The 26391-nt window shown below is 58.4% G+C and carries 25 protein-coding genes; 14 read left to right on the top strand and 11 right to left on the bottom strand.

Annotated elements, in window-relative coordinates:
* Positions 1 to 6: 6 nt before the first annotated feature.
* Entirely contained in the window at positions 7 to 702 is a 696-nt protein-coding gene (gene epsI, locus V1286_RS23515; protein ID WP_334483224.1) for an exosortase-associated protein EpsI, V-type, read from the bottom strand.
* A 247-nt stretch (positions 703 to 949) separates the two neighbouring features.
* On the opposite strand from epsI, the gene V1286_RS23510 reads away from it, so the two are divergent.
* The 5 genes from V1286_RS23510 to V1286_RS23490 all read left to right on the top strand — a co-directional run bounded on the left by V1286_RS23510 (position 950) and on the right by V1286_RS23490 (position 4653).
* A complete protein-coding gene (locus V1286_RS23510) occupies positions 950 to 1756 on the top strand; it encodes a SurA N-terminal domain-containing protein (RefSeq protein WP_334483222.1) in 807 nt (268 codons plus the stop codon).
* 132 nt (positions 1757 to 1888) lie between these two features.
* Entirely contained in the window at positions 1889 to 2113 is a 225-nt protein-coding gene (locus V1286_RS23505; protein ID WP_108514931.1) for an XrtV sorting system accessory protein, read from the top strand.
* Positions 2114 to 2174: 61 nt separating this feature from the next.
* On the top strand, positions 2175 to 3089 hold the full coding sequence (gene xrtV, locus V1286_RS23500; RefSeq protein ID WP_334483218.1) for an exosortase V: 915 nt from the start codon (positions 2175 to 2177) through the stop codon (positions 3087 to 3089).
* Between the two features lie 151 nt (positions 3090 to 3240).
* Entirely contained in the window at positions 3241 to 3930 is a 690-nt protein-coding gene (locus tag V1286_RS23495; protein ID WP_334483215.1) for a metallophosphoesterase, read from the top strand.
* A 66-nt stretch (positions 3931 to 3996) separates the two neighbouring features.
* A complete protein-coding gene (locus V1286_RS23490; RefSeq protein WP_334483212.1) occupies positions 3997 to 4653 on the top strand; it encodes a PEP-CTERM sorting domain-containing protein in 657 nt (218 codons plus the stop codon).
* A gap of 348 nt (positions 4654 to 5001) precedes the next feature.
* Here the strand turns inward: V1286_RS23490 and V1286_RS23485 are convergent, their stop codons facing one another.
* Positions 5002 to 6216 carry a glycosyltransferase gene (locus V1286_RS23485; protein WP_334483210.1) on the bottom strand — a complete coding sequence of 405 codons (1215 nt, stop codon included), beginning with the start codon at positions 6214 to 6216 and terminating at the stop codon, positions 5002 to 5004.
* 189 nt (positions 6217 to 6405) lie between these two features.
* On the opposite strand from V1286_RS23485, the gene V1286_RS23480 reads away from it, so the two are divergent.
* Complete coding sequence (locus V1286_RS23480) at positions 6406 to 7593, top strand: glycosyltransferase family 2 protein (RefSeq protein ID WP_334483208.1); 1188 nt, start codon at positions 6406 to 6408, stop codon at positions 7591 to 7593.
* 174 nt (positions 7594 to 7767) lie between these two features.
* Complete coding sequence (locus V1286_RS23475; protein ID WP_334483205.1) at positions 7768 to 7932, top strand: hypothetical protein; 165 nt, start codon at positions 7768 to 7770, stop codon at positions 7930 to 7932.
* A 588-nt stretch (positions 7933 to 8520) separates the two neighbouring features.
* Here V1286_RS23475 and V1286_RS23470 read toward each other — a convergent pair.
* The gene (locus V1286_RS23470) at positions 8521 to 8802 is read right to left on the bottom strand and encodes a hypothetical protein (RefSeq protein WP_334483202.1); all 282 of its coding nucleotides are present in this window, start codon (positions 8800 to 8802) and stop codon (positions 8521 to 8523) included.
* Here V1286_RS23470 and V1286_RS23465 point away from each other — a divergent pair.
* Both V1286_RS23465 and V1286_RS23460 read left to right on the top strand, forming a co-directional pair.
* The gene (locus V1286_RS23465) at positions 8801 to 8944 is read left to right on the top strand and encodes a hypothetical protein (RefSeq protein ID WP_334483199.1); all 144 of its coding nucleotides are present in this window, start codon (positions 8801 to 8803) and stop codon (positions 8942 to 8944) included. The two genes, V1286_RS23470 and V1286_RS23465, sit on opposite strands and share 2 nt — an antisense overlap.
* Before the next feature lie 433 nt (positions 8945 to 9377).
* The gene (locus tag V1286_RS23460; RefSeq protein ID WP_334483196.1) at positions 9378 to 10256 is read left to right on the top strand and encodes a PEP-CTERM sorting domain-containing protein; all 879 of its coding nucleotides are present in this window, start codon (positions 9378 to 9380) and stop codon (positions 10254 to 10256) included.
* 190 nt (positions 10257 to 10446) lie between these two features.
* On the opposite strand, the gene V1286_RS23455 is transcribed toward V1286_RS23460, so the two are convergent.
* The gene (locus tag V1286_RS23455) at positions 10447 to 13053 is read right to left on the bottom strand and encodes an NfrA family protein (RefSeq protein WP_334483193.1); all 2607 of its coding nucleotides are present in this window, start codon (positions 13051 to 13053) and stop codon (positions 10447 to 10449) included.
* Between the two features lie 1101 nt (positions 13054 to 14154).
* Here V1286_RS23455 and V1286_RS23450 point away from each other — a divergent pair.
* The 4 genes from V1286_RS23450 (at position 14155) to V1286_RS23440 (ending at position 17237) form a co-directional block, all read left to right on the top strand.
* Positions 14155 to 14427, top strand: a complete 273-nt coding sequence (locus tag V1286_RS23450; protein WP_108514911.1) for a hypothetical protein — start codon at positions 14155 to 14157, stop codon at positions 14425 to 14427.
* A gap of 549 nt (positions 14428 to 14976) precedes the next feature.
* A complete protein-coding gene (locus V1286_RS23445; RefSeq protein WP_334483188.1) occupies positions 14977 to 15297 on the top strand; it encodes a hypothetical protein in 321 nt (106 codons plus the stop codon).
* 280 nt (positions 15298 to 15577) lie between these two features.
* Entirely contained in the window at positions 15578 to 15979 is a 402-nt protein-coding gene (locus tag V1286_RS38990) for a CHAT domain-containing protein (protein WP_417021175.1), read from the top strand.
* A gap of 100 nt (positions 15980 to 16079) precedes the next feature.
* Positions 16080 to 17237: an epoxide hydrolase family protein gene (locus V1286_RS23440; protein WP_334483186.1), complete on the top strand. Its 1158-nt coding sequence runs from the start codon at positions 16080 to 16082 to the stop codon at positions 17235 to 17237.
* A gap of 16 nt (positions 17238 to 17253) precedes the next feature.
* On the opposite strand, the gene V1286_RS23435 is transcribed toward V1286_RS23440, so the two are convergent.
* A complete protein-coding gene (locus V1286_RS23435; RefSeq protein WP_334483184.1) occupies positions 17254 to 18195 on the bottom strand; it encodes a GAF domain-containing protein in 942 nt (313 codons plus the stop codon).
* 125 nt (positions 18196 to 18320) lie between these two features.
* Positions 18321 to 19115 carry a class II aldolase/adducin family protein gene (locus V1286_RS23430; protein WP_334483182.1) on the bottom strand — a complete coding sequence of 265 codons (795 nt, stop codon included), beginning with the start codon at positions 19113 to 19115 and terminating at the stop codon, positions 18321 to 18323.
* Between the two features lie 211 nt (positions 19116 to 19326).
* Here V1286_RS23430 and V1286_RS23425 point away from each other — a divergent pair, with 211 nt between their 5' ends.
* Positions 19327 to 20346, top strand: coding sequence for a glutathione S-transferase N-terminal domain-containing protein (locus V1286_RS23425; RefSeq protein WP_334483179.1), 1020 nt, complete (start codon positions 19327 to 19329; stop codon positions 20344 to 20346).
* Positions 20347 to 20369: 23 nt separating this feature from the next.
* Here the strand turns inward: V1286_RS23425 and V1286_RS23420 are convergent, their stop codons facing one another.
* From V1286_RS23420 to V1286_RS23400, 5 genes are all read right to left on the bottom strand, one after another.
* A complete protein-coding gene (locus tag V1286_RS23420; RefSeq protein ID WP_334483176.1) occupies positions 20370 to 20999 on the bottom strand; it encodes a 2-hydroxychromene-2-carboxylate isomerase in 630 nt (209 codons plus the stop codon).
* Positions 21000 to 21514: 515 nt separating this feature from the next.
* Positions 21515 to 23458 (bottom strand): flavin-containing monooxygenase, encoded by a 1944-nt coding sequence (locus V1286_RS23415; protein ID WP_334483173.1) that lies wholly within the window; start codon positions 23456 to 23458, stop codon positions 21515 to 21517.
* 13 nt (positions 23459 to 23471) lie between these two features.
* Complete coding sequence (locus tag V1286_RS23410) at positions 23472 to 24245, bottom strand: SDR family NAD(P)-dependent oxidoreductase (RefSeq protein WP_334483170.1); 774 nt, start codon at positions 24243 to 24245, stop codon at positions 23472 to 23474.
* On the bottom strand, positions 24235 to 24891 hold the full coding sequence (locus tag V1286_RS23405; RefSeq protein WP_334483167.1) for a TetR/AcrR family transcriptional regulator: 657 nt from the start codon (positions 24889 to 24891) through the stop codon (positions 24235 to 24237). Before V1286_RS23405 ends, V1286_RS23410 begins: the two co-directional genes overlap by 11 nt.
* Entirely contained in the window at positions 24888 to 26384 is a 1497-nt protein-coding gene (locus V1286_RS23400; RefSeq protein WP_334483164.1) for an AMP-binding protein, read from the bottom strand. Before V1286_RS23400 ends, V1286_RS23405 begins: the two co-directional genes overlap by 4 nt.
* Positions 26385 to 26391 lie beyond the last annotated feature (7 nt).

The raw sequence follows: 26391 nt of genomic DNA, 5'->3' as shown, positions 1-26391 counted from the left end.
GGCAAGTTAAGACACGCCGATAAAGAACCTGAGTTCCTTCGAGGGAACGGCAGCAAGCAAGTCTTTAATGAACTGGTCTTGCAGTTTGAATGAAGCTTCGCGGGGCAGACCGATCGTTGAAACTCTGATTAGGGCACCATCCGGGATCATGCCGCGCAAACCATACTTTAGACGGCTGAGCTGATGTTCGAACACGGTGTTTGAGATATCGTTGCCCACTCTCATCCAGTAGGTCAAAGGCTCAAACCGAGATTCCCGTTCGGCGATGAGCCGCATGGTTTTGATAGGCGCACTTCCATCCTTATAGCTTACTGCCGTATCGGTCTTGTCGAAGACACGGAATCCATTTGCTGTATAGCAGATTTCCGGTCGATGGGCTTTGAGCCTGTAATTTTGCACCGGACCATAGGCGACCATGAGCATGACAATGTTGCCATGGCCATCGGTGTAGCCGCGTGCCACTTCCTGGCTGTAGTTCCTTGCTGATAGCAGGTCCGGTTCAGCAGACTCCTCAGTTGGCTTAACCGGGCTAATTTCAGGGACGAGCGTCCAGGTGCCAAATTGTCGCGGCACGATGCTTTCAAGACTGGGCGATGCAGCTGTTCTCGCCATCAACTGGCGAGGCTGGAGCAGTTCCGCAAGCGCCGCAGAACCGAGAAGCGCGATGCTCGCCAAAATCACCTGAATGCGACTAATTTTCATTGGTTAACTCGATGTGGATTCGGCATTCCAAATCATTGTATTTGGAAAGAATAATATACATGAACGGCTGTGATTTCCAATTAAAACGACGTAGGTTTGTGCCGCGTCAATATTAACATAAACCCTTGAAATTTTTAGCGCCGTGGCCATTGGTCTCGACGCGCGACGAGTAAATGCGTAAGCAGTTATTGCCAGTGGGCAGAGGATTTCAGCCTGCCAAAGCCATGTCGTATCACGGAGTTTTGAGATGAAGGGCTTATCGGTCCGGCTCTTTCATATTGCAGCAGTTCTGGGCGTTTGCGCAGCCGTGCTCGGAGGATGCAGCAAGAAATCCGATGAAGCCGCGGCCTATCGTGGTCAGGTCATTGCGCATGTCGGCGACGAAGTTGTGACAACGCAGGAGTTCGAAAACGAACTGCGCATTACCAGCATTCCGCCTGACAAACAGAAGGATCCCGCGGTTGTAAGGAAGGTGGTGGGAGATCTGGTTGCTCGCAAGTATCTGCTGCAACGGGCGCTCGCTGCCAAGCTTGATCGCGAGCCGAGCGTATTGCTGGACTTGTTGCGCGCGCGCGAGCAGGTCCTGGAAAACGCAATTCTGCTTCGTTCAGTAACTTCCAAAGCCCCTGGCAAGGCGGACGTCGATAGGTACATCGCGAATAATCCAGGCAAATTTGCCAATAGAAAAATCCTAAGCGTCGAACAGATTGGTTTTCCGTTCGGACCGAATGGTCAGGCGGTGGTCGATGCCAACAAGAACGCCAAAACGCTGGACGAAGTTGATCAGCACCTGACGTCGGCCGGAATACCGCACGCTCGCCAGACGAGCGTATTGAACAGCGGCGATATTCCACAAGACTTCAATAGCACAATCGAGGCTAAGAAGGCAGAGGACGTGTTCTTCCTGCGCTCTGGTCCCAACGGCATTTTCTTCAAGGTGAAAGGTGAAGAAGCGCGTCCGCTTGAGGGGGAAGGCCGCGGCCAATGTCGCGCGGCAGATGATGAGAGCGGAGGCGTTAAAAGGGGAAGCCAGCTTGGCCGCTTACTCGGCTAATCTCGAAGCAAGGTATCAAGGTGAGTATGCCAAAATAATGAAGCCGGGTGGAGACGGAAAAAATTGACGCCTGATTGGTGTACAGTGATTTCGCCCGCCCCTTCTGTTTTTCAATTTTGGCAGGCCTAGGATATGGCAACGCTCTTTGATGTAGTGACCGTAACTTGCTTTGTCGGACTGGTCATCGCTTTCCTTCAATTTACGGACCGCGAAACCCGTACGTTGATGCATTTTATGCTGGCGGGTATCGTGTTTGCGGTCGCGAACCAGGTTGGCAATTCCGGTTCAACCGTCCTTGCTTTGCTGCTGGTTGTTGCGGGCGTGATCTATCCGGCTCTGATTGTGCTGCGGAAATAAAACCGGTTGTTGAGCTTTCTGCAAAATGTTAGTTATTTGAAGCGTTTAATTGGAAACACCGATGACTTACTCCCAAGTGTTCCAGCCCACGAAATCGGATACTTCAGCGGGTTTGCTTTGGTCGGGACTGCTCGTGGCCTGCGTCCTTATTGCCTACGCGCCGACTGTTTCGAATCTGATTGATGGACCTTGGCAGACCGAGCAAGAAGGCCACGGCCCGCTCATCATTGCGGCTTCACTTTGGTTCGTCTGGCAATCGCGCTCCACCTTGAAGCTGGTCAAGACCTCGCCGGCTCCGATTGTCGGCTGGATGGCGCTCTTGTTTGGTCTGGTGTTGATGTTCCTGGCGCGACTCCAGCAGGGGCTCGTAACCTTTGAAATGTTTTCGATCATCCCGGTGATCGTTGGTTGCATTCTGATCCTGCTTGGTTGGCCAGCGCTCCGTGTCCTCGCATTTCCAATCGCTTTTCTTTTTTTCGCGGTTCCGATGCCTGACTGGATAATCGACGCGGCGACCGTCCCGCTCAAGGTGCTCATTTCCAATATGGTGACGGGCATCCTGTATGCTGCGGGTTATCCTGTCGCACAAAATGGCGTCATGATCATGATCGGTACGTACCAGCTCCTGGTAAAGGACGCATGCTCTGGAATGAATTCGATTTTTGCCTTGTCGGCGATCGGGGTGTTTTACGCATATGCGTTCCGGTGGTCGGAAAAAGTCCGGAGTGTCATTCTTCTGATGTCCATCATTCCAATTACGATTGCTGCTAATTTTATCCGTGTTCTGGCGCTCGTGTTGATCGCCTACTACGGTGGTCCCGATTTGCTCGACGGGATCGTTCACGACTTGACTGGTATCAGTTTGTTCGTCGTTGCGCTTTTCCTGCTCTTCTTGCTCGACGCTGCATTGGGTCTTTGCATCGCGGCCTATCGCCGGCTTCACGTGCGTTCTCGCCAACAGCAGGCTGCCGCCTAAATCGGAACGCCCATAAATAGATCCGTGATGCCCGCTGGACAATTGCGGGAGGCGATTCCTTTCTGCGAAAGTTTGGATAAGCCTGGGTTGTCGATTGTTTCGTTCCGCACTACCTGATGGACCACTGCGATAGGGAAAGAGTCGGTGGGCCATGGCGCTTACTTATGCGATACCCGATCTTCACGGTCGTCTCGATCTGCTGGAAGGCGCGCTCGATCTCATCACACGACACTCAAGTGGTCAAAAGTTCAAGATTGTGACTTTGGGAGACTACGTTGATCGTGGCCCGGAGAGTCGGCAGGTCATAGAGCGGTTGATGGGGTTGAAATCCTCCACGCTGGACCTGCTGTGCCTCAAGGGTAATCATGAAGCGATGATGTGGACGACGAGCCGCAATCTCGCCGAGTTGAGTTGGTGGCTAGAGAACGGAGGTGACAAAACGCTCGCCTCGTATGGCGCCGTCGACGATCTAAAGGTCATTCCATCGGCGCACCTGAACTGGATAGCTGATCTTCCACTGATGTACGTGGATCATCAGAGGGTCTTTGTTCATGCAGCTGTCGACCCCAGGATTCCGCTCTCCAAGCAAAATGAACAGACGCTCTTGTGGAGACGATATCCAAGGGGCTTTGCGGGCGGTCACGGTCGGCGTCACGTTGTTCACGGACATCACGCCGATCAGAAGGCACCATTGGTAACCCAGGGTAAGACCAACCTTGACGGAATGGCTTGGATCACGGGCCGGCTTGTGATTGGCGTGTTTGTGGACGACCAGAGCGGTGGCGCCGTTGAATTTTTGGAAGTTTTTGGGCCTCCGGCAGCTTTAGCGAAGTCGGACTGAGAAGCTCAGGGAAGTTCGATGCTGACCTGACTACTCACGTGTGCTGGCTCTGGCCCGAGCAATTTGTTGACGCGAATCACTTTCTTATTCAATGCTGCTGGCAGACTTAAAGTCATGGGGCTGGCAATGAGATTTAATTTTGGCTTGGTTGCAGGTTTATGGTTGGCGTTTAATTTGGCCCCGGCAAATGCAGCGACACTTACCGAGGGCTTCACCTTTTCGGATAGTTCGAACACGGTGATTGCAAGCGGGTCCTTCAGTTACGACTCGGCGCTCGCCGGGGTTATTGGCTATTCTGATTTGACCGCTTTTTCGATCAATGTGCTCGGGCAATCATATGATCTTTCCTTTGTGAATTCGCAGCTGAGTAACCCCGACGCATACGTCTATTTTGGCTTTGATCTCGGGTCGAAGAGTTTCGTTCCTAACGCGGTTAATGGATACGCAGGATTTTACAGCACGATACTGGCGGCAGGGGATGACGTAAGCGGTTTTTTTGTATCGCCGTTGCCCGGACAAGATGATCCAGCCAATACCGGTGCTGATGGGCAAATCGCAAAGTACGGCCCATTTCAAACGGCCAATGCATCGCAAGTTCAGGTGAATGCAATCCCGGAGCCGTCAACGTGGGCAATGATGATTGCAGGGTTGCTTGGTTTGGCGGGTATTGCTCGGATAAAACGTCGGCGGGACTCATTGCAGCTCGATCAAGCAGGCTCGTAGGCGAGGCGGTGTCCTTCTTTCGCACCGCACGCGGATCATGATAAAGATGATCGGTGCGTGGTGTTGAACGAGGACGACTGCCGCTTGATAATCGTTTATGATGTAGCCCAGGCGGAGCGGGGTATTGGCTAAATAGGCGCCGTCCTGATCGGCGACGCCTGCGGCGTGCGCGCCGCTTTGGATCATGAGCCGCTACACCTCCGATCCCCTCAGCACTTGCGCGGCACTAGCCGGAGCTGCTGCTCATGCGATGATGTGCCAGCAAGGTACGGCTTAAGGCCAAGCCAACGTCAACTTTTCACGCGGTGCCCTGCTTCCGGAATTAATTCTGAGGGACTCGGCTCGCCATCAAGATACTCTCAACGACTGCGAGACCAGATCGATTAATTTGCTCGCTTCTTTGTCCACATCATGCTGTTGAAGGACTTTCGCGCGCGCGGCGTCTCCCATTCTGATCATCGTTTCCACGGGGGCATTGAGGCAGGCGTCCATTGCGCGCGCCAGCGCCTCGACATCCCCTGCAGCTACAAGCCAGCCGTGCTGCCCCGTTTCGACCAGCTCCGGGATTCCAGCAACGAACGTACTAATGACCGGTCTGCGCAACGCCATGGCTTCCATGATGACGACCGGCAAGCCCTCCGCGAAGCTCGGCAAGACCAGCGTCCGCGCTGCGAGAATTTCGGAGCGAACCTCGTCGCTGCTGATCCAGCCTGTTATTCGCACGATGCCCGTCAGCTTGTACTTTGCGACGAGCGCCTCGATCTCGCCGCGCATTTCGCCATCGCCGGCGAGCACCAGTTCGAACTTCGTTCCGCGTTCCGCCAGCAGCCGCGCCGCCTCGATCAGCAGCAACTGTCCCTTCTGTTCACACAGGCGGCCGACGCAAACCAATCGCCGTTCGCTGCCCGCCGCCGTGGTGTCATCGGTTTGATAGAAGGCTGGTTCAAGCCCGCAATGGACCACCTTTATCTTGGGCCAATAAGAATGGGGGACATTGCGAAAGAGCTGGCTCCGCCCGAATGAACTGACCGCGACGACAAAACGAGCCCGCCGGATTTTCTCAGGCAGCGAGATGAACTTCGGCTTGTCGAATTCTTCGGGGCCGTGGGCGGTGAAGCTCCAGGGCGGCCCTCCGAGCTCGCCGACCAGCATCGCTACTTCGGCAGAATTGGTTCCGAAATGAACGTGCAGGTGCTGGGCGTTTTCGCTGCGCAGCCACAGGGCCACCTGACACGCCTCGAACAGATAAATCAAATGAACGGGGAGGGGACGCTCCGCCCGCAGACCGACTTTCAATGTCAAGACGATCGCGCGAAACAGGCCGACGGGGTTGGTTGCCAGAATGCGCAAGAATGAAACGAGTAGCGGCGCGGCGCCGCCGCGCAGGACGTAACGCGTGCGGGCCTGCTCGAGCTGATCTTCGGCGCCGCGCTGCGCGTCGGCCCAACCCCGGATCGATATTCGCAGGATCTCGTGACCCAGCCGTTCGAGCGCCAGTATTTCGCGCCGAATGAAACTGTGGCTGATCGCCGGATAATGGTTAACCAGATAGGCGATCTTCATAAAGGGTGCTCTGCCTGACTTATCCGAAAGTAGGCCCGATAAAACATGCTCATTCGGCCCGCGTCCTATTTATCTATTTGGGAAATATAGTAGTAATCTAGGGGGAAACAGGATATTTATACCTGACTTCCATACTCACTTTTTTGCAAAAGACGTTAAATCAAACGTTTCGAGATCGGTATTTGTGAAATGTTGATCTTGGCCGCTATGGCTGGATTGCTCAGCGTTCCCGTCGCTGTCCTGCTGGTTGAAGTCGTTGCAGCTCTCAAGGCGCCAAGGCTGGAGCCTTTCGAAGTCCAGGAATTAAATATTGAGAAGCGGGTCGCGGTAATTGTTCCTGCGCATAATGAGAGCTTGGGACTTAATCCAACGCTGCAGGATATCAAGGCGCAGCTTGGCGCTGGAGACCGCATTATCGTCGTTGCCGATAATTGCACCGACGACACCGCGGTGGTTGCGACCGAAGCGGGGGCCGAGGTCATAGTCCGCAACGACCCCAAAAGAATTGGCAAGGGATTCGCGATGGGGTGGGGCATAACCCATCTTAGCCAGGACCCGCCTGATTTTGTCCTCTTCGTCGATGCCGACTGCCGGCTCCAGGCCGACCTGATCGAGGGGCTGAAGCGGGTCTGTCACGGCGTTCAGCGGCCGGTACAAGCGCTGTTCATGATGCAAAGCGCTGACAATTCACCCGTCAATCACAGCTTTGCAGAGTTCGCCTGGATTCTCAGAAACTGGATTCGGCCGCTTGGACTAAGAAACCTTCATTGCCCTGTTCAATTGATGGGGACAGGAATGATGTTTCCCTGGAATGCGATCAACACCGTTCCACTGGCGAGCAGTCATCTGGTGGAGGATTTGAAGCTAGGGCTCGATCTGGCGAAAACCGGCCAAGCCCCGTATTTCTTTCCGTTTGTGAAAGTTAGCAGCGTATTTCCGACAAGCGCCAAGGGGACCGAGAGTCAGCGTCAGCGCTGGGTGCAGGGTCATCTCGCCACCATCGGAAAATTCGTTCCGCGACTTCTCGTGACCGGTTTAATGCGCAGGGACGTAAACGTCCTTGCGCTGGCGCTTGATCTTCTGGTGCCGCCACTCTCTCTCCTTGCGCTATTGATCATCGGGACAATGGTCCTGACTTCGTCTGTTGCGCTGCTGGCAGGGCCGTGGCTGCCCGCCGTGATCGCGGGCGGCAATCTCGTTGGATTTTTCTTATGTGTCGTTCTGGCTTGGTCTAGATTTGGGCGCCAGGTTTTCCCTGCGCATGAGGCATTATCGTTCGGCTCTTTTGCATTGAAAAAAATCCGGCTCTACGGCCGGATGTTGATAGGCGGCACCGCGTCCCAATGGATACGGACCGACCGGTCAACTCCCAACTAGCCACCACGCCGCGGTTTTTTTCCACGACTTCCCCCAAATGGGTCACGCAAGCGTTATCGAACTTCAATAAGAACGCGCCAGACAAAGGTTGGTCTGGTGTTCCGGTCGCATCACCCTGTTTTGACTGGCACATCGTTTGCTTGAGTTTTCTCAGGCAGTAGGAGGGGGCTACCTATGAAAGCGCACAGCCGCACGACGGTGGATGATCTGCCGAAATCAAAGAAGCCGAAGAAGGCTTTGAAAAAGCCCACAGCTGTCAGCATTACGGAGCGGTATCTGGAATTGCGACGCCTTCGGGAGCGCTTGTCCGAGGCGGAAGCTTTGCGAAGTTCACAGTGAAGAAGATACGTCAGGTGTTAGCTCCGCCGCTCTATTTAGTAGCGATCGGGATCGCCATGGTTGGTTGGCTATGGGCGATATTTGCCGGCGTGGGATGGCTTTTGGGGGCTTAGCTAGCTGGCTCCCGGATCTCCGTCATCGGCGGCGTTCAGCGCCAAGTCTTGACCGTACCAAGTCTGACCATACTCTGTCCCGTGCACGGCGGTCCCGAGCAGGGGCGGGCCCTAGGGCTAGTCTAGTCCCGGCTATGGGCACTGTTCGGCATCCAGTTGGAATAGATACGGCCAGGCCGGCTAGCCGGCTTGCGAATCGCCGCGCGCTCGGGTTCCCATCCTGGATAGTGTCGGAGCGATAAGCGCCTTGGGGTGGGTTGCGTCGCCATTTTTCTTCGGGCTTGTGACCGCCGGGCTGGTTGCCGGATGGCGCGAGAGGATGGGACCCATGCCGGACAGGCTGACGAGCGCGCTGCTTGCGGCGCTGAATGAATCGACCGAGATCAAAGAGAGCGATTGGCGACAGCTCGAAAGAGCCCTGCGCGGCCAGTCGGACAGGGTTGATAGCCGGCCGGACATCGAACCGAGAACGGGCTCAGAAAACAGATTCGCCGCGACGGTATGCTCGGGAATGGCCAAGGTCCGAGCGAATTTCTGAGCGTTCGGCCACGATTTGGAAAAAGCCGCCGCTGAAGCGGCTTTTCTTGTTATACAGATGGCCGTCCGCTTCTGTGTGTACGAAAACCATGTGGAAAGCCTTCGTTGTCTTGGCCGCCTTGATGTTGAGCTCAGCGGCGCTTGCACAGGAGAGCGGCCGCATCAGGCGACCGCCGCCTTCTGCCGCTGAGGCGGAGCGGATCGTCTCGGAAATGGCCATGAACGACAGCCTGCTTCAGAAGGGCGACATTGTCGTCACCGACCGCGGCTTCTTCGTTTTTCGCGGGCCGGCTCCGGATGGTGTGACCAACGAGTTCACAAGGGTGCCCGATCCCGGCCTTGCCGGCAAACCAGCCCGGTAGTCCTGGGGCAAAGTCCCGCCTTGACGGTAGGCGGCAGAACCAGTCCGTGGCCGGGCAATCGTTTGCGATTCGGCGACAGGGTTGGGAAGGCGGCAATTAAATGTGATTAATTAATAAAAGGGGGCATTAAAGACCGAATCAATCCTGCCCGATGGTTATCACGGCTTTTGAGTAATTACCTCTCTTCGGTATTGAGAAGGCACGCCGGATGGCGTCAGCCAAACCAAATAGAGCCAGATTTTGTCGAAAAGAGCTTAAATACAACCGATGCACGCAACGGGTGGTCTTTTGCAACAACCTGCGCGATCAGGCCGTTAACGATAAACGCTGCCGCGGAAGATGCGGCTTTGCACTAGTTATTCCCCGTGGTAATAAGTTGGTAACAATAAACAATGGTGTTCGATTTATTTGATCGCCTCTTGAGGAATTTAATATGTCGCTGCGGTCTCGTTTGCTCATTGCTCTATCAACTACCCTGCTGGGTTCCACGGCTGCATCGGCCGGCCTGGTTACCGTCACCAGTTACGAGATGAACAACGGCAACGGGCTGATTCAAAACGGCAACTACAACTATTTCGATTCGACCTATTCTGTTCAAGCCAATGCCAATACCAACGGCTCTTCATTGGTCGTGCCATCAAATGGGGCTCCCAAGGAAGCCTTGCTGACAGGCGGTACCGGCAAACTGACCGACACTGTCATTCCAACGCAGAATTATTCGTTCGGGCCCCAAAACTACGTCGGCTGGAAATATCAGGATCCCACCATCATTTTTAACCTTGAGGCAGGCAAGAGCGTTAGTACGATTACGTTGTATGTAGCGAGCTCGTACGCCGGTTCGCTCGGCTTCATGGGCCTCGTTGGACAGCCGGCGTCGGTGGGTGTGTCGATCACCACAGCTAACAATACGATCTTAACGCCGAGCTACACTACTACGTTCACGGACTATCTGGGTAACCCGTACACCGGAACTGAAGTCATTACCTTGGCTTTTTCTACGCCCATTCTTTCCAGTGACACTTTCAGCTTGACCCTGAATAGGGGGCCTTTGCTGCTGGATGGCATCAACTACTACAACAATCATGTTGCCCAAGAAGGTTGCGATGCCGCCGGTTGCTTTCTCGATAATGTCAATGACTTCAAGAATAGCGCATACACTCCAAATCTTGAGCCGTGGATACTGCTGAGCGAAGTGCAGTTCACCACCGCCGTGCCTGAACCGTCCACTTGGATCATGATGCTCCTTGGTTTTGCAGGCGTGGGTTTTGGCATGTATCGGCGCAATGTCCGCCCCGTGCCAGCAGTGGCATGATCTGACCTCTGCGCAACGACCGAAAAGATGGAAGCCACCGAAAGGTGGCTTTTGTTTTGGATAGCAGAGCTGGCTGAATTGTTCAGTCTCATCCAAGCGTTTCACATCCACTAAGGAATGAGACGCTCAGCCACCACCATTTTGATTGCTCGAAGCGGTAGCATCAAGCGGGTGCAGATGTGCACGGCTTTCAATAATTGATCGACGTCTGCGCGAAAATACCTTGAGCCCGCTGATCGCCCGCGAGGCGCCAGCGATACTGCAGCGTCAACTCCCAGTACGAGGGCGGCGCCATGTATTTTGTCTCGCCGAACCAGTAGCGTAACGAACCACCTGCGCCGGCCGAGTAGGCGGAACGGTTTGCGAATGAATCGTCGTAGTTTGCGGCCAGCACGGCGTGCGGGAAGAATACCAGTTTGCTGCTGATGGGATCGAGCCGGAAGCTTCGTCCGAAGCGGCCTTCCATGATCGCGACCAGCTGTCGCTTCTCGAGGAAGCGATCCACCTCCGCGTAGACATACCAGGTCGGCCAACTCGGATCCAAAACACGCAGATCCGTGCCGACCGTGTAGGAGTAGAGCGCGCGCAACAGCGTGTCATCGCGCGCCGCATCGCCAAGCGCAATCAGCTTGTCGACTTCAAAGACCAGGTTGGCGTTCGAAAACGGCTTCCAGCGGGCGCCTACCATGCCCTGTGTCGTGCGCCCGCCCGTCGGCCCACCGGACTGGTCGTAGAGGGTTTCGAAAAGGCGACCGAACAGCTCGAATATCGCGCCATTCCTGTACCCGAACCCTTCCGGGCGATAATAGAGCTCGGTTCCCAGTTGCGACGTGTAACTGCTGGGCGCCGTTATAGTCAGGAACGGATTGGGCGCCGAACCAACTTTGCCGTATGTAACCGAACTGTTGATGCCCCATACGCGGGCGAGGTCTGAAACCGTCCGTCGCGTCTCGAACAGCTTTTGATCGTCAATATTGATCCGTCCGTCTGCCTTGGCGTCGATCCCTTCCATCAGATAGGCGATGGCCTTTGGATTTTCGAAGCGACGCATAGCGGTATATCCCGCATCGATCGTGGCCCGAGCCGGCAATTGTCCATGGGCATGCGCACGATCGAAGCGCGCCAGCGCGACCTCATCATTGCCGACCGCAACGGCCAGGTAGCCAACATCGGTGTCCCGGATGGACGTCAATTTGCCACGGGCTATCGCGTGGTCGAACAGCACACGCGCTTCTGGTTTGCGGTCCAGCTCGACCAACGTGTTGATCTGCGCCCGCAACGCGCCGTCTCTCTGGACAGCGGTGGCTGCCAGCCGTTCAGCGGTCCTGAACTCGGGAAACGATTCTTCCTTTCGGCCGAGCGCCTGCAGCGCATAGGCCTTGCGGATTGCCGTGTCATAGCTGACGGCCAATTTCTGCAACGCGCGCAATGCCCGCAGGGGCTCGTTGGAAGTCACGGCGGCATCGGCGAGCGAAAGCCTGATGTTGCGAGCTTGACCGGGAGGAAGGCCCTGCTTCAGGGCGTTTTCCCAGTCCGACATCGCACCGTTGAAATTCTTGAGCTTGCTCCTCGCATATCCGCGTTGCGCGTAGATTTCAGCGCTCGCATGCCCCGCATTGATTGCCTTGGTGGCCTCTGTCTCGGCCTCCCCGGGGCGGCCAGCAGCCATCAGGATGTTGACAAGCAGAAGCCGGCTCGCAACGGCATCGGGCTCAAGCTCCACGGCTTTGCGCGCCTCAGCGACCGCTAACTTGTAGTCCTTGTCTCGTTCGGCCCGATAGGCGCGTTCTTTCGCCTCATAGAGTTCTGCTGCAGCTTTCTCTTCAGCAGATGCAACGGGAGTCAGAATACTCGAAACCAGAGGTGCCTCGAGCTCGCAGCGAACGCCACTGGCATTGGCTAAACAATTCTGTATCGGCGCCGGCACGCTACTGCCGTTGCTCTGCAGCACCCCGATGCGTTGGCGTGCGCCTTCGGCGTCGGTCAGTCGGGTGATGACCTTGGGATCGGTTCGCGAATAGCTGCCTAACAACTCTATCGCGGCGTTGAAGTCCCCCGATGCAAGAGCCGCATCCGCGGCGATCAGGCGGATATTCTTTTGCTGAGCCTCGGTCAGGCCCGGGACCGCGAGAGCGGCGCTAAAGTCAGAAACGGCGTCGGCGCGCTTTCCCAATCGCTGGTTGATGTGGCCGCGCCACACCAGGGGGACATAGTCTGCCCGATCGAGCGCTATGGCTTCGGTGGCAGTCGTCAGTGCGCCGGGCAAATCATTGTCCGCGAGCTGGGCGCTCAGCAACAACAGGCGATAGGACATCGAATCCGGGGCATATTCGACCGCGCTGCGCGCCGCCCGGATCGCCGCCTTGGCATCGCCCTTCTCAAGCGCCTTGTAGCCTTCACCGGCCGGCCGCTGGGCGAGGCGCTGGCGAATATTGGCTTGCCGCCCTTCGAGATCCTGGTTGCCCGCAAACGCCGCCGATGCGGTCTTTGTTGCCTGCTCGGCCAGGGTGAGGTCGCCTGCAGCGACCAGGGAATCGATCAGGAGAAGGTGCAGCCGCAGGAGATCAGGACGGAGCGCCACAGCCTCTGCGGCGCTTGTTGCGGAGGCCTTGTAGTCGCCCTGGCCGAACGCCTTGTAGGCGGTTTCCGCCGCTGTATAGGCGTCGCCCTCCAGCGGAGGACCGTTATCAGCGATCTGGGCACTGGCACCCGCGCACAAAACCACGGCGAGCAAAAGCGCCCCCAGCGCCGCCCGAAATGCCGTCTGGTTCAGGTATTTTCCGCCCCAATTGCCCATGCAACCAGTGCTACGCCAATCCCGTTAAATTTTGACGCTAAACTGTAGCCCGGGCGGCGATTCAGCGGAACTGAGATTCAGCTTTTAAATGGCGCAGCAGGCCTTGATGTCATTCATTTTTCTCACTTTTTTAGGGGCTGTGACGTTTTTGCTGCGCAATGTCCGAGCAACACATCACGCTGCTCGGGTTAACCATTTTCTCGTTGCGCAGGGCCAGCACAGCTCCGTTCCAGCCGCCAGACCGATAAGGCTTCGGGCGCACAATTCCCCGACAGCGTCAGGCCCATTTTGAAGCTGCGATCGTGCCCTGGCTTCAGCGGCACATAGTCGCGCGGACCGCTCGACAGGCTGCTATGCCATCACCGGCCCCTGTTAGGGTTAAATGCGTTCAGCCGTTGCAGAACCCAGCGGGAATCTGGATTTGTTAGGCTCTGGGCAGCGCACGGGCCGGCTCTCGACCTGTTGATTTTTAACCGTGCATTATTTCAGATTGATGCATTACCGATGGGTGGATTCGATATGGGTGTTGAAGCGCACGTCACCCTGATGGACAGGCAAACCTTCAAGCTGGTTTGCGAACAGTGCGGCAGCCTGACGGTTGCGCTACCGATCGAGGCCCAGCCGGACCCGTGTTCGATTCTGAAATGTGGGCGGTGCGGCTCTCCGCGAGGAACGCTTCAGTCGCTGCGCGACACGTCAATTCAGGCGGGCATTCGGCATCCGGTTTAGTGGAAATGGCCGGCGACGGCTTTGACTTGCGCTCTGTTTTCAGCGGCGGGATCGGCCTTGCCGGAAGCCTGATAGTCCGATGTGATTGTCGGCTGTTGACGGCATGGCGGCTGAACTCGCGAACGCAAATTTGTCTCGCGAACCCCGGATAATCGCGGAAAAATACGCCTGGAAGGCCCTAGTCAGCATCCGGTCAAGCGGGGTAGGCTCGATTGGGCAGGCTCCGGTTTGGCCGTCGATGGGCTGGGTACGTCGTTCCCAAGGAGCCGGCCGCAACCCGGTGAGGCGGAGGTCATCACCGGCGGTTAGTCTTGTATTTTCGAGTATCTGTATTTCCGAAAGCAACTAGTAAATTCGCGCGAGGAAAGAAACATGCGAACGATCTTTGCGTCCGTGCTGGTGGCCGGCCTTTTGATTGCTACCCATGCCGATGCGGCGCCGCTTCTGAGCCATAGCCAGCCTGCCCCGGATTCGTTGATCACGGCCGCGAAGGTCATCTGTGACGAGGCGGGAAACTGCTATCGACCGAATGTGCGACGGCCCGTCGCCAGGTGGGTCTATGGCGACAAGAATTTCTATGGACCGTACGCTGGACCTGGCAACTACGGTAATCCGCGGTATCGTTACAGCTGGTGGCCCTGGTAACTGATCTTATCTGCCGGACATCGTTGCGGCGTGGGTCCGTTAGCCTGCCGAAAGCCAATGCAGGAATGTGGCGCAGCCGCAAATGAGCTGCGAGGCCAGCAGGAAAACGGCCCATGAAACGAACAGAATACGAATAACCATCCTCGCGCACTCGACCGGCTGCAGATCGCTGATTGGTCGGGCACAACGCACCAGATTCGAGATCGTTCATCATCGTCGACGCACGTGAAGCGCGGCCTCGGAGCTTCGTTTGTTGAACCTCCTAAGCCGGGCGTCACCATCAAGCGATTAATGCAAGCGGCTTAAATCGCGATCAAGGGCCGGTGAACTAAGCCCGGTCGACGCCGGGTAAGCGCCGACGTCAGGCGGATTTGCTGCAGGCCGCGATTATATCTCCACAGGCAGGTTTGTGCGGAACCCAAATTAAGCTAGTTTCGCCCTACAAACGGTATCAAATCGCTGCTATAGAATTGCGAGAGTTTGCCGATATTGGTGCGCCAGTATTGGTTTTAAAGATAATCACGCTGTTCAATTGTCATGGTTATTAAAATGAATGATGCAGCCCCGTGGCCTCTGCGTCCTCGCGAGGTCGGGCCAAGCGATCCCGATCAGGAACTGGATGGCATCAATTGGTCGGCAGCTGCACCGAGCTGGCGTTCAATGTTTACAGGGCTGTTTTTGCCGCTGCTTGCCCTCGCGTTGCTGGTTGTCTCCATTGATCTCGCTTTGGGCTGGTCGTTTGGAAGATGGATCGACCCTTCGTCGAGCATGTCGCCTTTGCTGCTCGCCGCGATCATGTTTCTGCCGGCGCTGATATGCGCTTTTTGCTGCTGTAAGTTTTTCCTGTATTTGAAAGACAGGATGCGATGAGGGCGGCTGCTCGATCCGGCGATTGAGAGCATTGTCTTAGCGGATCGAGTATGCATCTTCTGACGGATTCAAAGCCCGTATGAAGTTGCGTCCGAGGCCGACTCGCCCGTTTTGATGTCTGCGACGGCGGTCCGGACCCGGCCAGAAAAACGGACGAGGACCGCCTCTATCCTGCACGAATTCAAACCTCAAACGCCGGACGCATGGCGTCCGGTGGGTTTATGATTACAAGCAGCTACGCCTTCATGCGCGCTGGCCAAGCCCGAGCAACAAACGCCGTTTGGGCGCCCTCTTGACGCCGCCGGCTGCCGCCACGCAGGTCGACGATGGCTATCTCTCATCATCGGAGATTTCCGGGTTCAAACTCAACGCCGACTGGGTGGTGCTTTCAGCCTGCAACACGGCGGGCAGTGATGCATCGAATTCGGAGGCATTCTCCGGGCTTGCGAGAGCGTTTTTCTATGCAGGCGCACGTGCGCTGTTGGTCTCACACTGGCCTGTTCGCTCAGACGCCGCTGTTGCCATCACGACCGGCGCAATCGATGCGATGCTGTCTCATCCGGATATCGGCCGCGCTGAAGGGCTTCGCCGCTCGCTCTCGGCCTTGATCGCCAGGGGTGGCGATTATGCGCACCCGAGCGCATGGGCACCATTTGTGCTCGTGGGAAAGGGTAGCCCGTAGCGCGCCACGCTTCCCTTGATATCGGCCTCGCGTGCGACGATGATTTCCGCCTGTGAAATCCATCCCGGCAGCTCGGGCTGGGCTTTGAAAAGGGTCTTTCATGCACGCTGAAATCAAACCCTATCGCATTTCGATCGCCGACGACGTGCTTGACGATCTCAAATCGCGGCTGCGCAACACGCGCTGGCCGGAAGCCGAACTGGTCGAGGACTGGAGCCAGGGCGCGCCACTGAAATGGATCAAGGACATCTGCCGCTATTGGGCGGAAGAGTATGATTGGCGCGGGCGCGAGGCGCGGCTCAATCGCTTTGCGCAGTTCACCACCGAAATCGACGGGCTCGACATTCATTTCCTGCACGTCCGTTCGCCGCACCCGGAAGCCATGCCACTGGTCATCACGCATGGCTGGCCGGGTTCGGTGGTCGAGTTTCACAAGGTGATCGAGCCCTTGACCGATCCGACCGCGCATGGCGGCAACGCCGCCGACGCGTTTCACGTCGTTTGCCCGTCGCTGCCGGGCTTCGGCTTTTCGGAGAAACCGAAGACAACCGGCTGGGGCGTCGGTCGCATCGCGTCAAGCTGGGCGGTGTTGATGGATCGCCTTGGATATCAGCGCTATGGCGCGCAGGGCGGCGACTGGGGATCGGCGATCACGACCGCGATCGGCGCGCAGGACACCGAACATTGCGCCGGCATTCACATCACGCTGGCGATGTCGACGCGGCCGAACGTGGAAGGGCAGCCGACGTCCGAAGAAGCGCGGGCGCTGAACGGCATTCAGCATTACGCCGATTGGGATTCCGGATATTCCAAGCAGCAATCGACCCGGCCACAGACGCTCGGTTACGCCTTGACGGATTCGCCGAGCGGGCAGGCCGCGTGGATTCTGGAAAAGTTCTGGGCCTGGACCGATTGCGACGGCCACCCGGAGAACATCCTTGGCCGCGATGAGCTGCTCGACAACGTGATGCTCTATTGGGTGACGGCGACCGCCGCCTCGTCAGCTCGCCTGTACTGGGAGAGTTTCGGGCCTAAGCGCCGCGCGCCGTTTAAGGTGACGATACCGACGGGCGTGGCCGTCTTCCCCAAGGAGATTGTCACGCCGGTGCGAAAGTGGATGGAAGCGAGCTACACGAATATCCAGCACTGGAGTGAAATGCCGAAGGGCGGTCACTTCGCGGCATTCGAACAGCCCGATCTGTTCGTGCGGGAGGTGCGGAACTATTTCAGGACACTGCGGGATCCACCTGTATCCTGACCAGTTGAACGGCCGTTCAGAGATACCAGGCGAGTACGGCCTTGAGCAGCGCGTTTTCGATCACTGGAAGAACAACGATCTGGTTCATGCCGGCCGCGCGGGCGAGCTGCGCCGCGATCGATTCATCGACCTTCAGATGTTCGTTGATGGCCGGCATGCCTGTCGCCCAGGCGCCGCCAATGCTGCCTTCGCCCTTGCGGATCGTCTTTGAGGCATAAAGCGAGGTCAGGTCGGCATTCTTGCTGCAATCGCCGGACTGAAACACCAGTTCCGTTCGCGACGGATTCGGTACCCAGATCTCAAAGCGTCTGGCGATCGGCGTTGCCTGTGCAGACAGGAACGTCATGACCCAGGTTTGATCCGGCGGCGTCACGTAGGGAATGCCGACGCCGCAATTGATCCCGATTTCGCTCGCTTCCTCCCAGCGCAGAAAGCTCTTGGCGTTGTGCAAATCCTTGATGATGAGCGGCATGCCGGCTTTCCAGGCGCGGCCGGGCAGGCCGAATCCGCGCGGGAACTTGGTGTGCCGCGAATTGAATTCGAACATGTCGGCGGTGCCGTAGTAGCCGTCGACCAGGCCCATCTCGTGGGATTTCTCCGGATCGTTGTGCCAGAGTTCGATGGCGCCGACGTGCTTTTCGTCATCGCCGCAGAACAGCACCATCACGGCCATCAGGAATTCGCCGGCAAAGACCGGCATCGCCACGCCGCAGGTCAAGCCGGCTTCGATCGCCTCGTCTGTGCGCTTGAAGTAGGAGTTTGCGAATTCCGTGAGAATGACGGGATGGCCGGAGGCCCAGGCCTTGCCGGGCAGCCCTTCGTCATAGGCGAACAGGGCGTTTTCGCTGACGGCCTTGAACTCCGCGTACTCTTCGCTGCAAAGACAGCCGCCGAACTCCAGGCGCGTGCGGGTTCGGTCGGGCACCCATAGTTCAACCACGCGAATGAATGTCTTCATCGGACGCACCTGTCGCTACGCCTGATATCAGCATCGGCGATTTCGCGACGATATGTGCGATCAAATTACAGGCAGGCTGCGCTCAAAGTTCGTGCGGAGTTCCGGCGCACCCAGCAGCGGCTCAGTCAGTCTCGATAAGACGGATCAGCCCGATCGAGCTTGCGCAGCAGGGCCGGCCAGGCAAGGTTGCCGTTACGGGTGCTACGCTCGGGTTTCGGTTGCATCCGCTCATAGGTGTCCTCGAGGATGCTCTGCGGCGGATAGATCAGCTTGGTATTGCAGGACAACGCCATGACCTGCACCTGGCAGGCGCGTTCGAGACGGAACAGCACATTGAACGCTGCCGGCACGGTGCGGCCGACGACGAGCAGGCCGTGGTTGCGCAGGATCATGGCTTCATGGTCGCCGAGGTCCCTCACCAGCCGCTCGCGCTCGTCGACATTGTCGGCGATACCTTCGAAATCGTGATAGGCGATGTGGAGAAACCGCATCGAGGTCTGCGCCAGCGGCAGCAAGCCGCATTCCATCGCCGAGACCGCCATTCCGGCCGGCGTGTGGGTATGCGCCACGCAATCCATGTCGTGCTTGGCCATGTGGATGGCGCTGTGAATCACGAAGCCGGCGACGTTGACGTCATAGTCGGAGGCGTTGAGCAGCGTGTTGCCATCGACATCGATCTTGATCAGGCTGGAAGCGTCGATTTCCTCGTAGAGCATGCCGTAAGCATTGATCAGGAACTGGTCGATCGTCCCCGGCACCCGGCAGGAGATATGGTTGGCGACCATCTCGGTCATCCCGTACATCGCGGTGAGACGGTAGCAGGCCGCAAGATCGACCCGCGCCTGCCACTCCTCCGCGCTCACCTGTTCGCGAACCGATTTCACGACCTTGATGGCGGGCGAATTAACGGGAGGGTTCATGGCGTTTCTCCACGGTTGAATTATTGGGCAGGGCGGGCCGGGTCATTGGCGATCAGAATAGCGGCAAATTTCGCTGCGCTGCAAGGCGAGCACTGCAGGCGTTATTGCAGGTCTGGCGGGTGAAATTCGAATGCGGGCGGGACGTCGATCTCACGGGGTACTTTCTCTATGATAGCGGGGTATTCCCGCCTGACTTGCCGCGAGGCGAACAATGAATGCCATGACCGAAGGACGCTACCGGCTGATCGGCTCGACCGCGTCGCCTTACGCCATCAAGCTGCGCGCGCTGTTGCGCTACCGGAGAATTCCGTTCGATTGGGTCATCATGACCAAGGCGCTGCGCAAGGCGACCGAGCATTTGCGGCCCAATCTGATTCCGGTGCTGCAGTATCCTGACGGGACCTACCGCGGCGAGACTACGACGCTGGCTTATGATCTGGAGAGCCGTCACAAGGAACGCTCCGTCATTCCCGATGACAAGGCGGTCGCATTTGTCTGCGATCTCCTGGAAGACCTCGCCGACGAATGGGCGGTGAAGCCGCTGTTTCTCTATCGCTGGTGGGATCCGGAAGATCAGGCCTATGTCTCGCGCTGGGCGGGAGAGGAGTGGTCGGTCTCGGAGGCCGAGACGGGCAGCCCGGAGGAAATCGAGCAATTCCGCCAGCGGCAGATTTCGCGCATGGTCATTCTCGGCGCGACGGCGGAAAACAAGCCGCTGCTGGAAGAGAGTTACTTGCGGATGCTGGCGGCGTTCGAACCGCATGTCGGCATGTCCAATTATCTGTTCGGCCGCCGGCCATCGCTTGCCGATTTCGCCTGGTTCGGCCAACTCAGCGAGATGGCCACCGACCCGACGCCGATGCGGATCATGCGCGCGAAGGCGCCGTTTACCGATCACTGGGTGCGGCGGCTGGACGATGCATCGGGGGTCGAGGGCGATTGGCATTCGCGCGAGCAGGCGTTCGGCGGCATGGCCGAGGCGCTATTGCGAATTGCCGGCGAGCTCTATCTGCCGTTCCTGGTCGCCAACGCCGAAGCGTTTGCCAAAGGCCTTGAGCGGCTGGAGATGAATGTTTGGGGCATGCCTTATGCGCTGGCGCCATTCAAATATCAGGTGAAGTGCCTGCAACAACTTCGTGACAAGTTAGCCGCCCTCGATGCTGAGAGCCGGGCTGCGTTGCGGCCGGTGCTGGAGCGCACCGGGTGCTGGCCGCATTTGGCCGTCGGCTAGGTGTTCAGCGTTTCGGAAATTTTTTACTTGCGATGACGGCCGCCCAGCGCCGTCGCGATCGACTCCGGGTTCCTGATGCGCTCGATCAACATGTCGATGCGATCGCCGCCCCAGAACAATTCGCTGTTGAAGACCATGGTCGGCACGCCGAACACGCCGAGCGCTTCCGCTTCATCGATGATGCGGTCGTGTTCGGCCCGCGCCGGGCCGTGGACGTAAGCCTCGAACGCCTCGGCCGAGCCGCCGATCGATGCGATCACGCCCGAAATGTCCGACAGCTCGTCGATTTCGAGATCATGGCTCCAGAAGCGACGGAATACCGTGTCGTGATAGGGCCGGAACAAGCCATGGCGCTGTGCGAACAGCATGCCGGCGCTGGAATAGAAGCCGTCGTAAATGCGCCGCGGCCCCTTCATGGTGAGGCCCTGCGCATTGGCATAGCGGCGCGCGTCCATATAGGCGTAGCGCACCTTGCGCCAGAAATGCGGCGTGCGCTCTTCCACCGTGCCCATGAATTCTGGAATGCGCAGCGTGTAGGGCAGCCATTCGAGTTCGACGCCATGAGCGTCCTCGAGTTCAAACAGCCGCTTGTTGGCGACGAACGCATAGGGGCTCTTGTAGTCGGTGTAGATTCGTACGCGCGGCTTATCCATGGTGTATCCTTGTTCGATCGGATCAGTATTCCCGATCCGAACAGAGCATGGAACCATGCGGCGCGGTTTTGATATTCCAAAGGTTTTGATATTCCAAAAACGAATGGGCCCCGGTGCATGAGAGCATCGCGGGGCCCGACATCTTCGTTTTAGGCGAAGGATTTCTGGTAGACACCAGTATGATCTCAGGATCCGGCAGCGCGTGGCCTTTGCGCTCCAGTCCCGCGGATATGTCGTTCGAATTGTTGAAGGCGCAACGAGGCTGGCAGCTGCTTATGACCTCGACCGCACCCTGACCTTGCGATGAGCAAGGTCACCAGTCTGATCCGGTGGCGTCATGCTCCTCCTCAAGAGTTGGCCGACGGACTTTCGTCCGCTTCCGCTGCGTGTCGTCTCGATCATCTCACCGAAGCGCCAATGCCTGCGAAGTGGGGAGCCACCCCGCTCCGTGACTCCAACAGGTGCAGCATCGAAATGCTGCGGCAGATGCCGGCCGGTGTCAAGCCATCCCAAAGTCAACTCGCGCGCGACTGGTTCCCGGGAACTGGTTCAAGCCTTGTCTGGCGGTAGTCCCGTAGGTCGGGGTCGTGGGTCATCGCCCAATAATCCACGAACCGCCACGGCATCGCCGAAAACACTCGACCTTGGCTGTTGCGATAATACGTAGTCATGCCTGGGTGAGTCCAGATCAACTGCTCATGCTCGGCATCAACTTGTCTGATGTATTGATTGTGCGCCTCGGGGCGAACATCGACCGCAGCGATGCCTTGCTCGATCATCTCAACGAGGCAAGCGGAGATGTACCGGCTCTGGCATTCCGACTGGAAGATCACGCTGCCGCCGTGCGCGGGGCCTGAATTGGGACCGAGCATCACGAAGAGATTCGGAAAGTCCGGCACGGTGAGCCCGAGATAGGCGGTCGGGTTGTCGTCGGCCCAAGCCACCTTAAGATTCTTGCCGCCGCGTCCGGTGATATTGAGGCGCGCCGCCATCTCCGTGACCTTGAATCCGGTCGAGATGACGATGACGTCCGCAGGCCGCAGCTTGCCGTCGGAGGCGACGATGCCGTCGTGAGCGAGATGATCGATCTTGTCGGTGACCAGTTCGACATTCGGCTTCGTCAGCGTCCTGAACCAGTTGTTGTCGAGCAGGATGCGCTTGCCATAGGGCGGATAGGTCGGGACGCATTTCTCGATGAGATCGGGACGGCCCTTCAGTTCGGACAGGATGAAATCCGTCAACTCCTCGCGATGCCGGTCATTGCCCTTGTTCACGGCGCGCTCAGGATGCGGCCAATCCGGGTCCTTGCGCAGGAACGGCAACAGACCGTCGCCGTAGCGCCAGAACATGTTGAAGCGATACCACTGCACGTAAAACGGCAAATGCGCGAGCAGCCACCGTGCGCCTTCGGTGATGGGATCGGAATAGCCTGCCACGGGGCGCGCCCATTGCGCGGTGCGTTGGTAGATGGTGACCGACGCGACGCGGTCGGCGATCGAGGGCACCAGCTGCATGGCGGTTGCACCGGTGCCGATGACGGCGACATGTTTGCCGTCGAGCTTGATGTCATCGGTCCACAAGGCCGAGTGCAGCATCTCACCCTTGAAATCCTCCTCGCCCTTGAAGTGCGCAGGTGAGGGGTCGTTGAGTTGGCCGATCGCGCTGACCAGCGTGGTCGACTCAAAGGTCTCCTCGCCATCGGCGGTCTTTAACGTGGAGATCCAGCGCCGCTTGTTCTCGTCCCAGTGCGACGATTTCAGCTCGGTGTTGAGGCGGAGATGTTTGCGGATGTCGTATTCGAGCGCGACCTTCTTGAGGTAGTCGAGCAATTCCTGGCGCTGGGCGAAATAACGCGTCCACGGGTTGCGCGCGCCGAACGAGAAGGAATAGGAATGGTTCGGCGTATCGACGCCGCAACCGGGATAGCGGTTGACGTACCAGGTGCCGCCGAGTTCGTCGTTCTTCTCGACGATGGTGTAGGGGATGCCGAGGCGGCCAAGGGAGACGCCCAGCGCGATGGCGCAGACGCCGGCGCCGACGATCAAGACATGTTGCTGCGCCAACTTCTCACCGGAAGGAGGTTTGGTCCAGCGTGCCTCTCGGGGAATGAAACCCATTTCCTCGCGCATCAATGGCGCATATTCCGGCGTGACGTTCTCGCCGAGTGTCGCGCGCATCATCTTCAGCATCAGCTCGTCGCCGGGGTCAGTAATGACGGGCTTCGGTTCGCCGTTTTCGAACAACTTCAGCACGGCGGCGCGGATTTCGGCCTGGATTTCCGGCGGGACGCCGGCTTGCGGATCCGGAATCAGCCGCACGTCGCGCTTCGGCTTGTAGGGTGGTTCCAGCCAGCGCTCATCTCCGGTCATGTGCACCAGAACCATCAGCAACACGCGGATGTCACCCTCTGCGATGGCCGACGACAGATCGAGCTTCTTGCGCGATACTTCGATGTTCATGCTCATTTCCTCATTACGCGTTCGGCGCTTCGCGCAGGCCGCCATAGGCGGCCCAGGTGGTGCCTGCGATATATCCGGCGTCTACGGGTAGATTGATTCCGGTGACGCCGCTGCTCATCGGCGAGAGCAGCCACGAGATGGCCTGTGCGACCTCGATCGGCTCGACCAGCCGGTTCATCGCGGTCGGACTTTCCAGCCATTTCTTGTTCAGTGCGCCGGAGGCGATGCCGGCTTCCAGCATGGCGGTGCGTGTAAAGCCGGGCGAGACAGCATTGACGCGCACGCCACTGCGGCCCCATTCGGCGGCCAGCGTCTGCGTAATCTGAATGACGGCGGCTTTCGCGGCCGTATAGGCATGGATCGGTCCTGACGTCATGCCGGCAACGGAGGCGACATTGACGATCGCGCCCTGCCGGCGCGCAGCCATCCTCACGCCGACGCTGCGGGCGACCAGAAACGTGCCGCGCAGATCGATATTGACCTCGCGGTCCCATTGATCCATTCGCACGCGCTCGATCGGGTGCATCTTGCCGAAGACGCCGGCGGCGTTGACCAGTCCCGCAATTGGTCCGTGCGCGGCCTCGATGTCGGCGATGCCGCTGACGACGGCGCTTTCGTTGGCGACGTCGAATGGTGCCGGCCACATGACGACTTGCGTTCCAGCCAATGGTTCTGGTGCGATGTCTGATATCACCACGCGCCGGCCCTGTTCGGCCAGCAGCGTCGCAGTGGCGGCGCCGATGCCGCGGCTGCCGCCGGTGACGAGGACGATACCCTCAGCGGTCATGGTTGTTGCCTTTTTCCGGTGTGAACAGGCCGCGCGTAACCAGCTTTCGGTAGGCGGAGATGACATGCCCGGGCGCTGCCGTGACGCTGCCGCCAACGTAGGAGTAGCGGCGGCTCAGATAGCCGCGCGCGCCCATCAAGATGTGAACGATGGCTTCGAACTCCTCGTCGCTATAGTCGATGATCGCGCCGGCCTGACGCGCGCGCCGGAGGATGCGGACATAGGCGGTGGCGATGTTGTCGAGATGTTTCTGATAGCCGATCGGCGCGAAATATTCGGCTTCGTTGAGGATGCGAAGAAATTCCGGCACTTCGCGGATGAAATCGAAGAAGGCGCTGAAGCGTTCGATTTCCTGCGTTGCCGCATGTGCGCTTCCGGTGCGCTCGCGGATGAAGTGAACCATATCGGTGCCGACCTTCGGCAGCAATTGATCGAGCAGTTCCTGGCGGTTCTCGAAGTGATTGTAGAACGTTCCCTGCGCGACACCGGCCTCCTCGGTAATGCGGGCAACCGAGGCCTCGGCGTAACCCACTTTGCCGACGACCTTGGTGGCGGCGTCGAATATCCTGCGCTTGGTCCAGGCGTTGCGCTCGGCCCGGTTGAGTTTTGTCACCTTGCCCGGTGCGGCTTGCGATGATTGCGTCATGCGTGGGATTCCAGTTCGGCGCGCAGCACGCGCTTGAGCACCTTGCCCGAAGGGTTACGGGGCAGGCTTTCGCGGATGATCAGTTGCTTCGGCACCTTGAAACCTGCGAGGCGCGCGCGGCAGTGATCGGCGAGATCCGGCAATTCCAGCGTGGCGCCGTCGCCCAGCACCACGACCGCCACCGGCTTTTCGCCCCAGCGCTCGTCGGATAGGCCTATGACGGCGACTTCGCGCACCTGCGGCAGTTCGTAGATGACACGCTCCACCTCGGAGGAGGCGATGTTCTCTCCGCCGGAAATGATCATGTCCTTCTTGCGGTCGGTCAGGTAGAGAAAGCCGTCCTCATCGAGATAGCCGACGTCTCCGGTGCGAAACCAGTCGCCGAAGAACGCCGCCGCGGTTTTCTCGGGATCCTTCCAGTAGCCCTGCGTGATCTTCGGTCCGCGCAGGCAGATTTCACCGTTCTCGCCGGCCGGCAGTCGATTGCCGGCATCGTCACGGATTTCGATTTCGACATGGGCAATGGCGCGGCCGGTCGAGCCGATCTTCTCGATCTCGCGGCCGGCTTCCATGAAGGTGTCGCCGCCGCATGTCTCGGTCAGGCCATAGGCGTCGATGTAGCGGGCGTTCTTGAAGTAGTCGGAGAAAGCGCGGATGCGCACTTCCGGGGTTTTCTCGCCACCGCCGATCGTCCATCGCAGGCTCGATACATCGTAATGGTTGCGAGCAGGGCAGGTGAGGATCGCGGTCGTCATCACGGGTGCGAACCAGGCGGCGTTGAGTTTCTCCGTCTCGATCGCGGCGAGCGCCTGCTCGGGCTCGAAGTTGCGGTGGATGGAAAGCATGCCGCCGTGCCAGAGCACCGCGATCCCCGGCAGATCGAGCGCGCCGACATGATAGAGCGGACCGACCACCAGTAATCGCGTGTCGGCGTTCAACCCGAGTGCGAGCGTCTGGTCGGCCGACTTCCAGTAGAGGTTTTCGTAAGTGAGCATCACGCCCTTGGGGCGATCCGTCGTGCCTGACGTGTACATCAGCCGCATCAGGTCGCGCGGTTGGCGGACGTGCATCGGGGCGGCGGCAATATCAGGCGCAAGGCGCGTCGCGTCGGACTGTGCGGCTTCGTCCAGCAGCACCACCGGCGCGCCGCCTGCAGCGATGTCCGCGAGTTCGTCATCCGCGATCAGGATGCGCGCACCGGAATTACCGACGATGTAGCCGACTTCGTCGGCGCACAGACGGTAGTTGATGGGCAGAAACACCGCGCCGATATGGCTGGTCGCAAACACGAACTCGAGGAACGCCGTGCTGTTCTTCATCAGCACCGCGACGACGTCGCCGGGGCCGACGCCGCGTGCGGCGAGCCATCCGCCAACCCGACGTATGCGGGCGTCGAACTCGGCATAGGAGACGTCCTCGCCGCGGTATTTCAGCGCACAGCGATCAGGCGTCCGCCGGGCGTGAAACGCGATGAAGCTGGATAGATTGATCATTATCCGC

The organism is Bradyrhizobium algeriense (assembly GCF_036924595.1).
Classification (GTDB): domain Bacteria; phylum Pseudomonadota; class Alphaproteobacteria; order Rhizobiales; family Xanthobacteraceae; genus Bradyrhizobium; species Bradyrhizobium algeriense.
The sequence above is the reverse complement of the archived record's forward strand: the minus strand, read 5'-3'. Positions and strand labels throughout refer to the sequence as shown.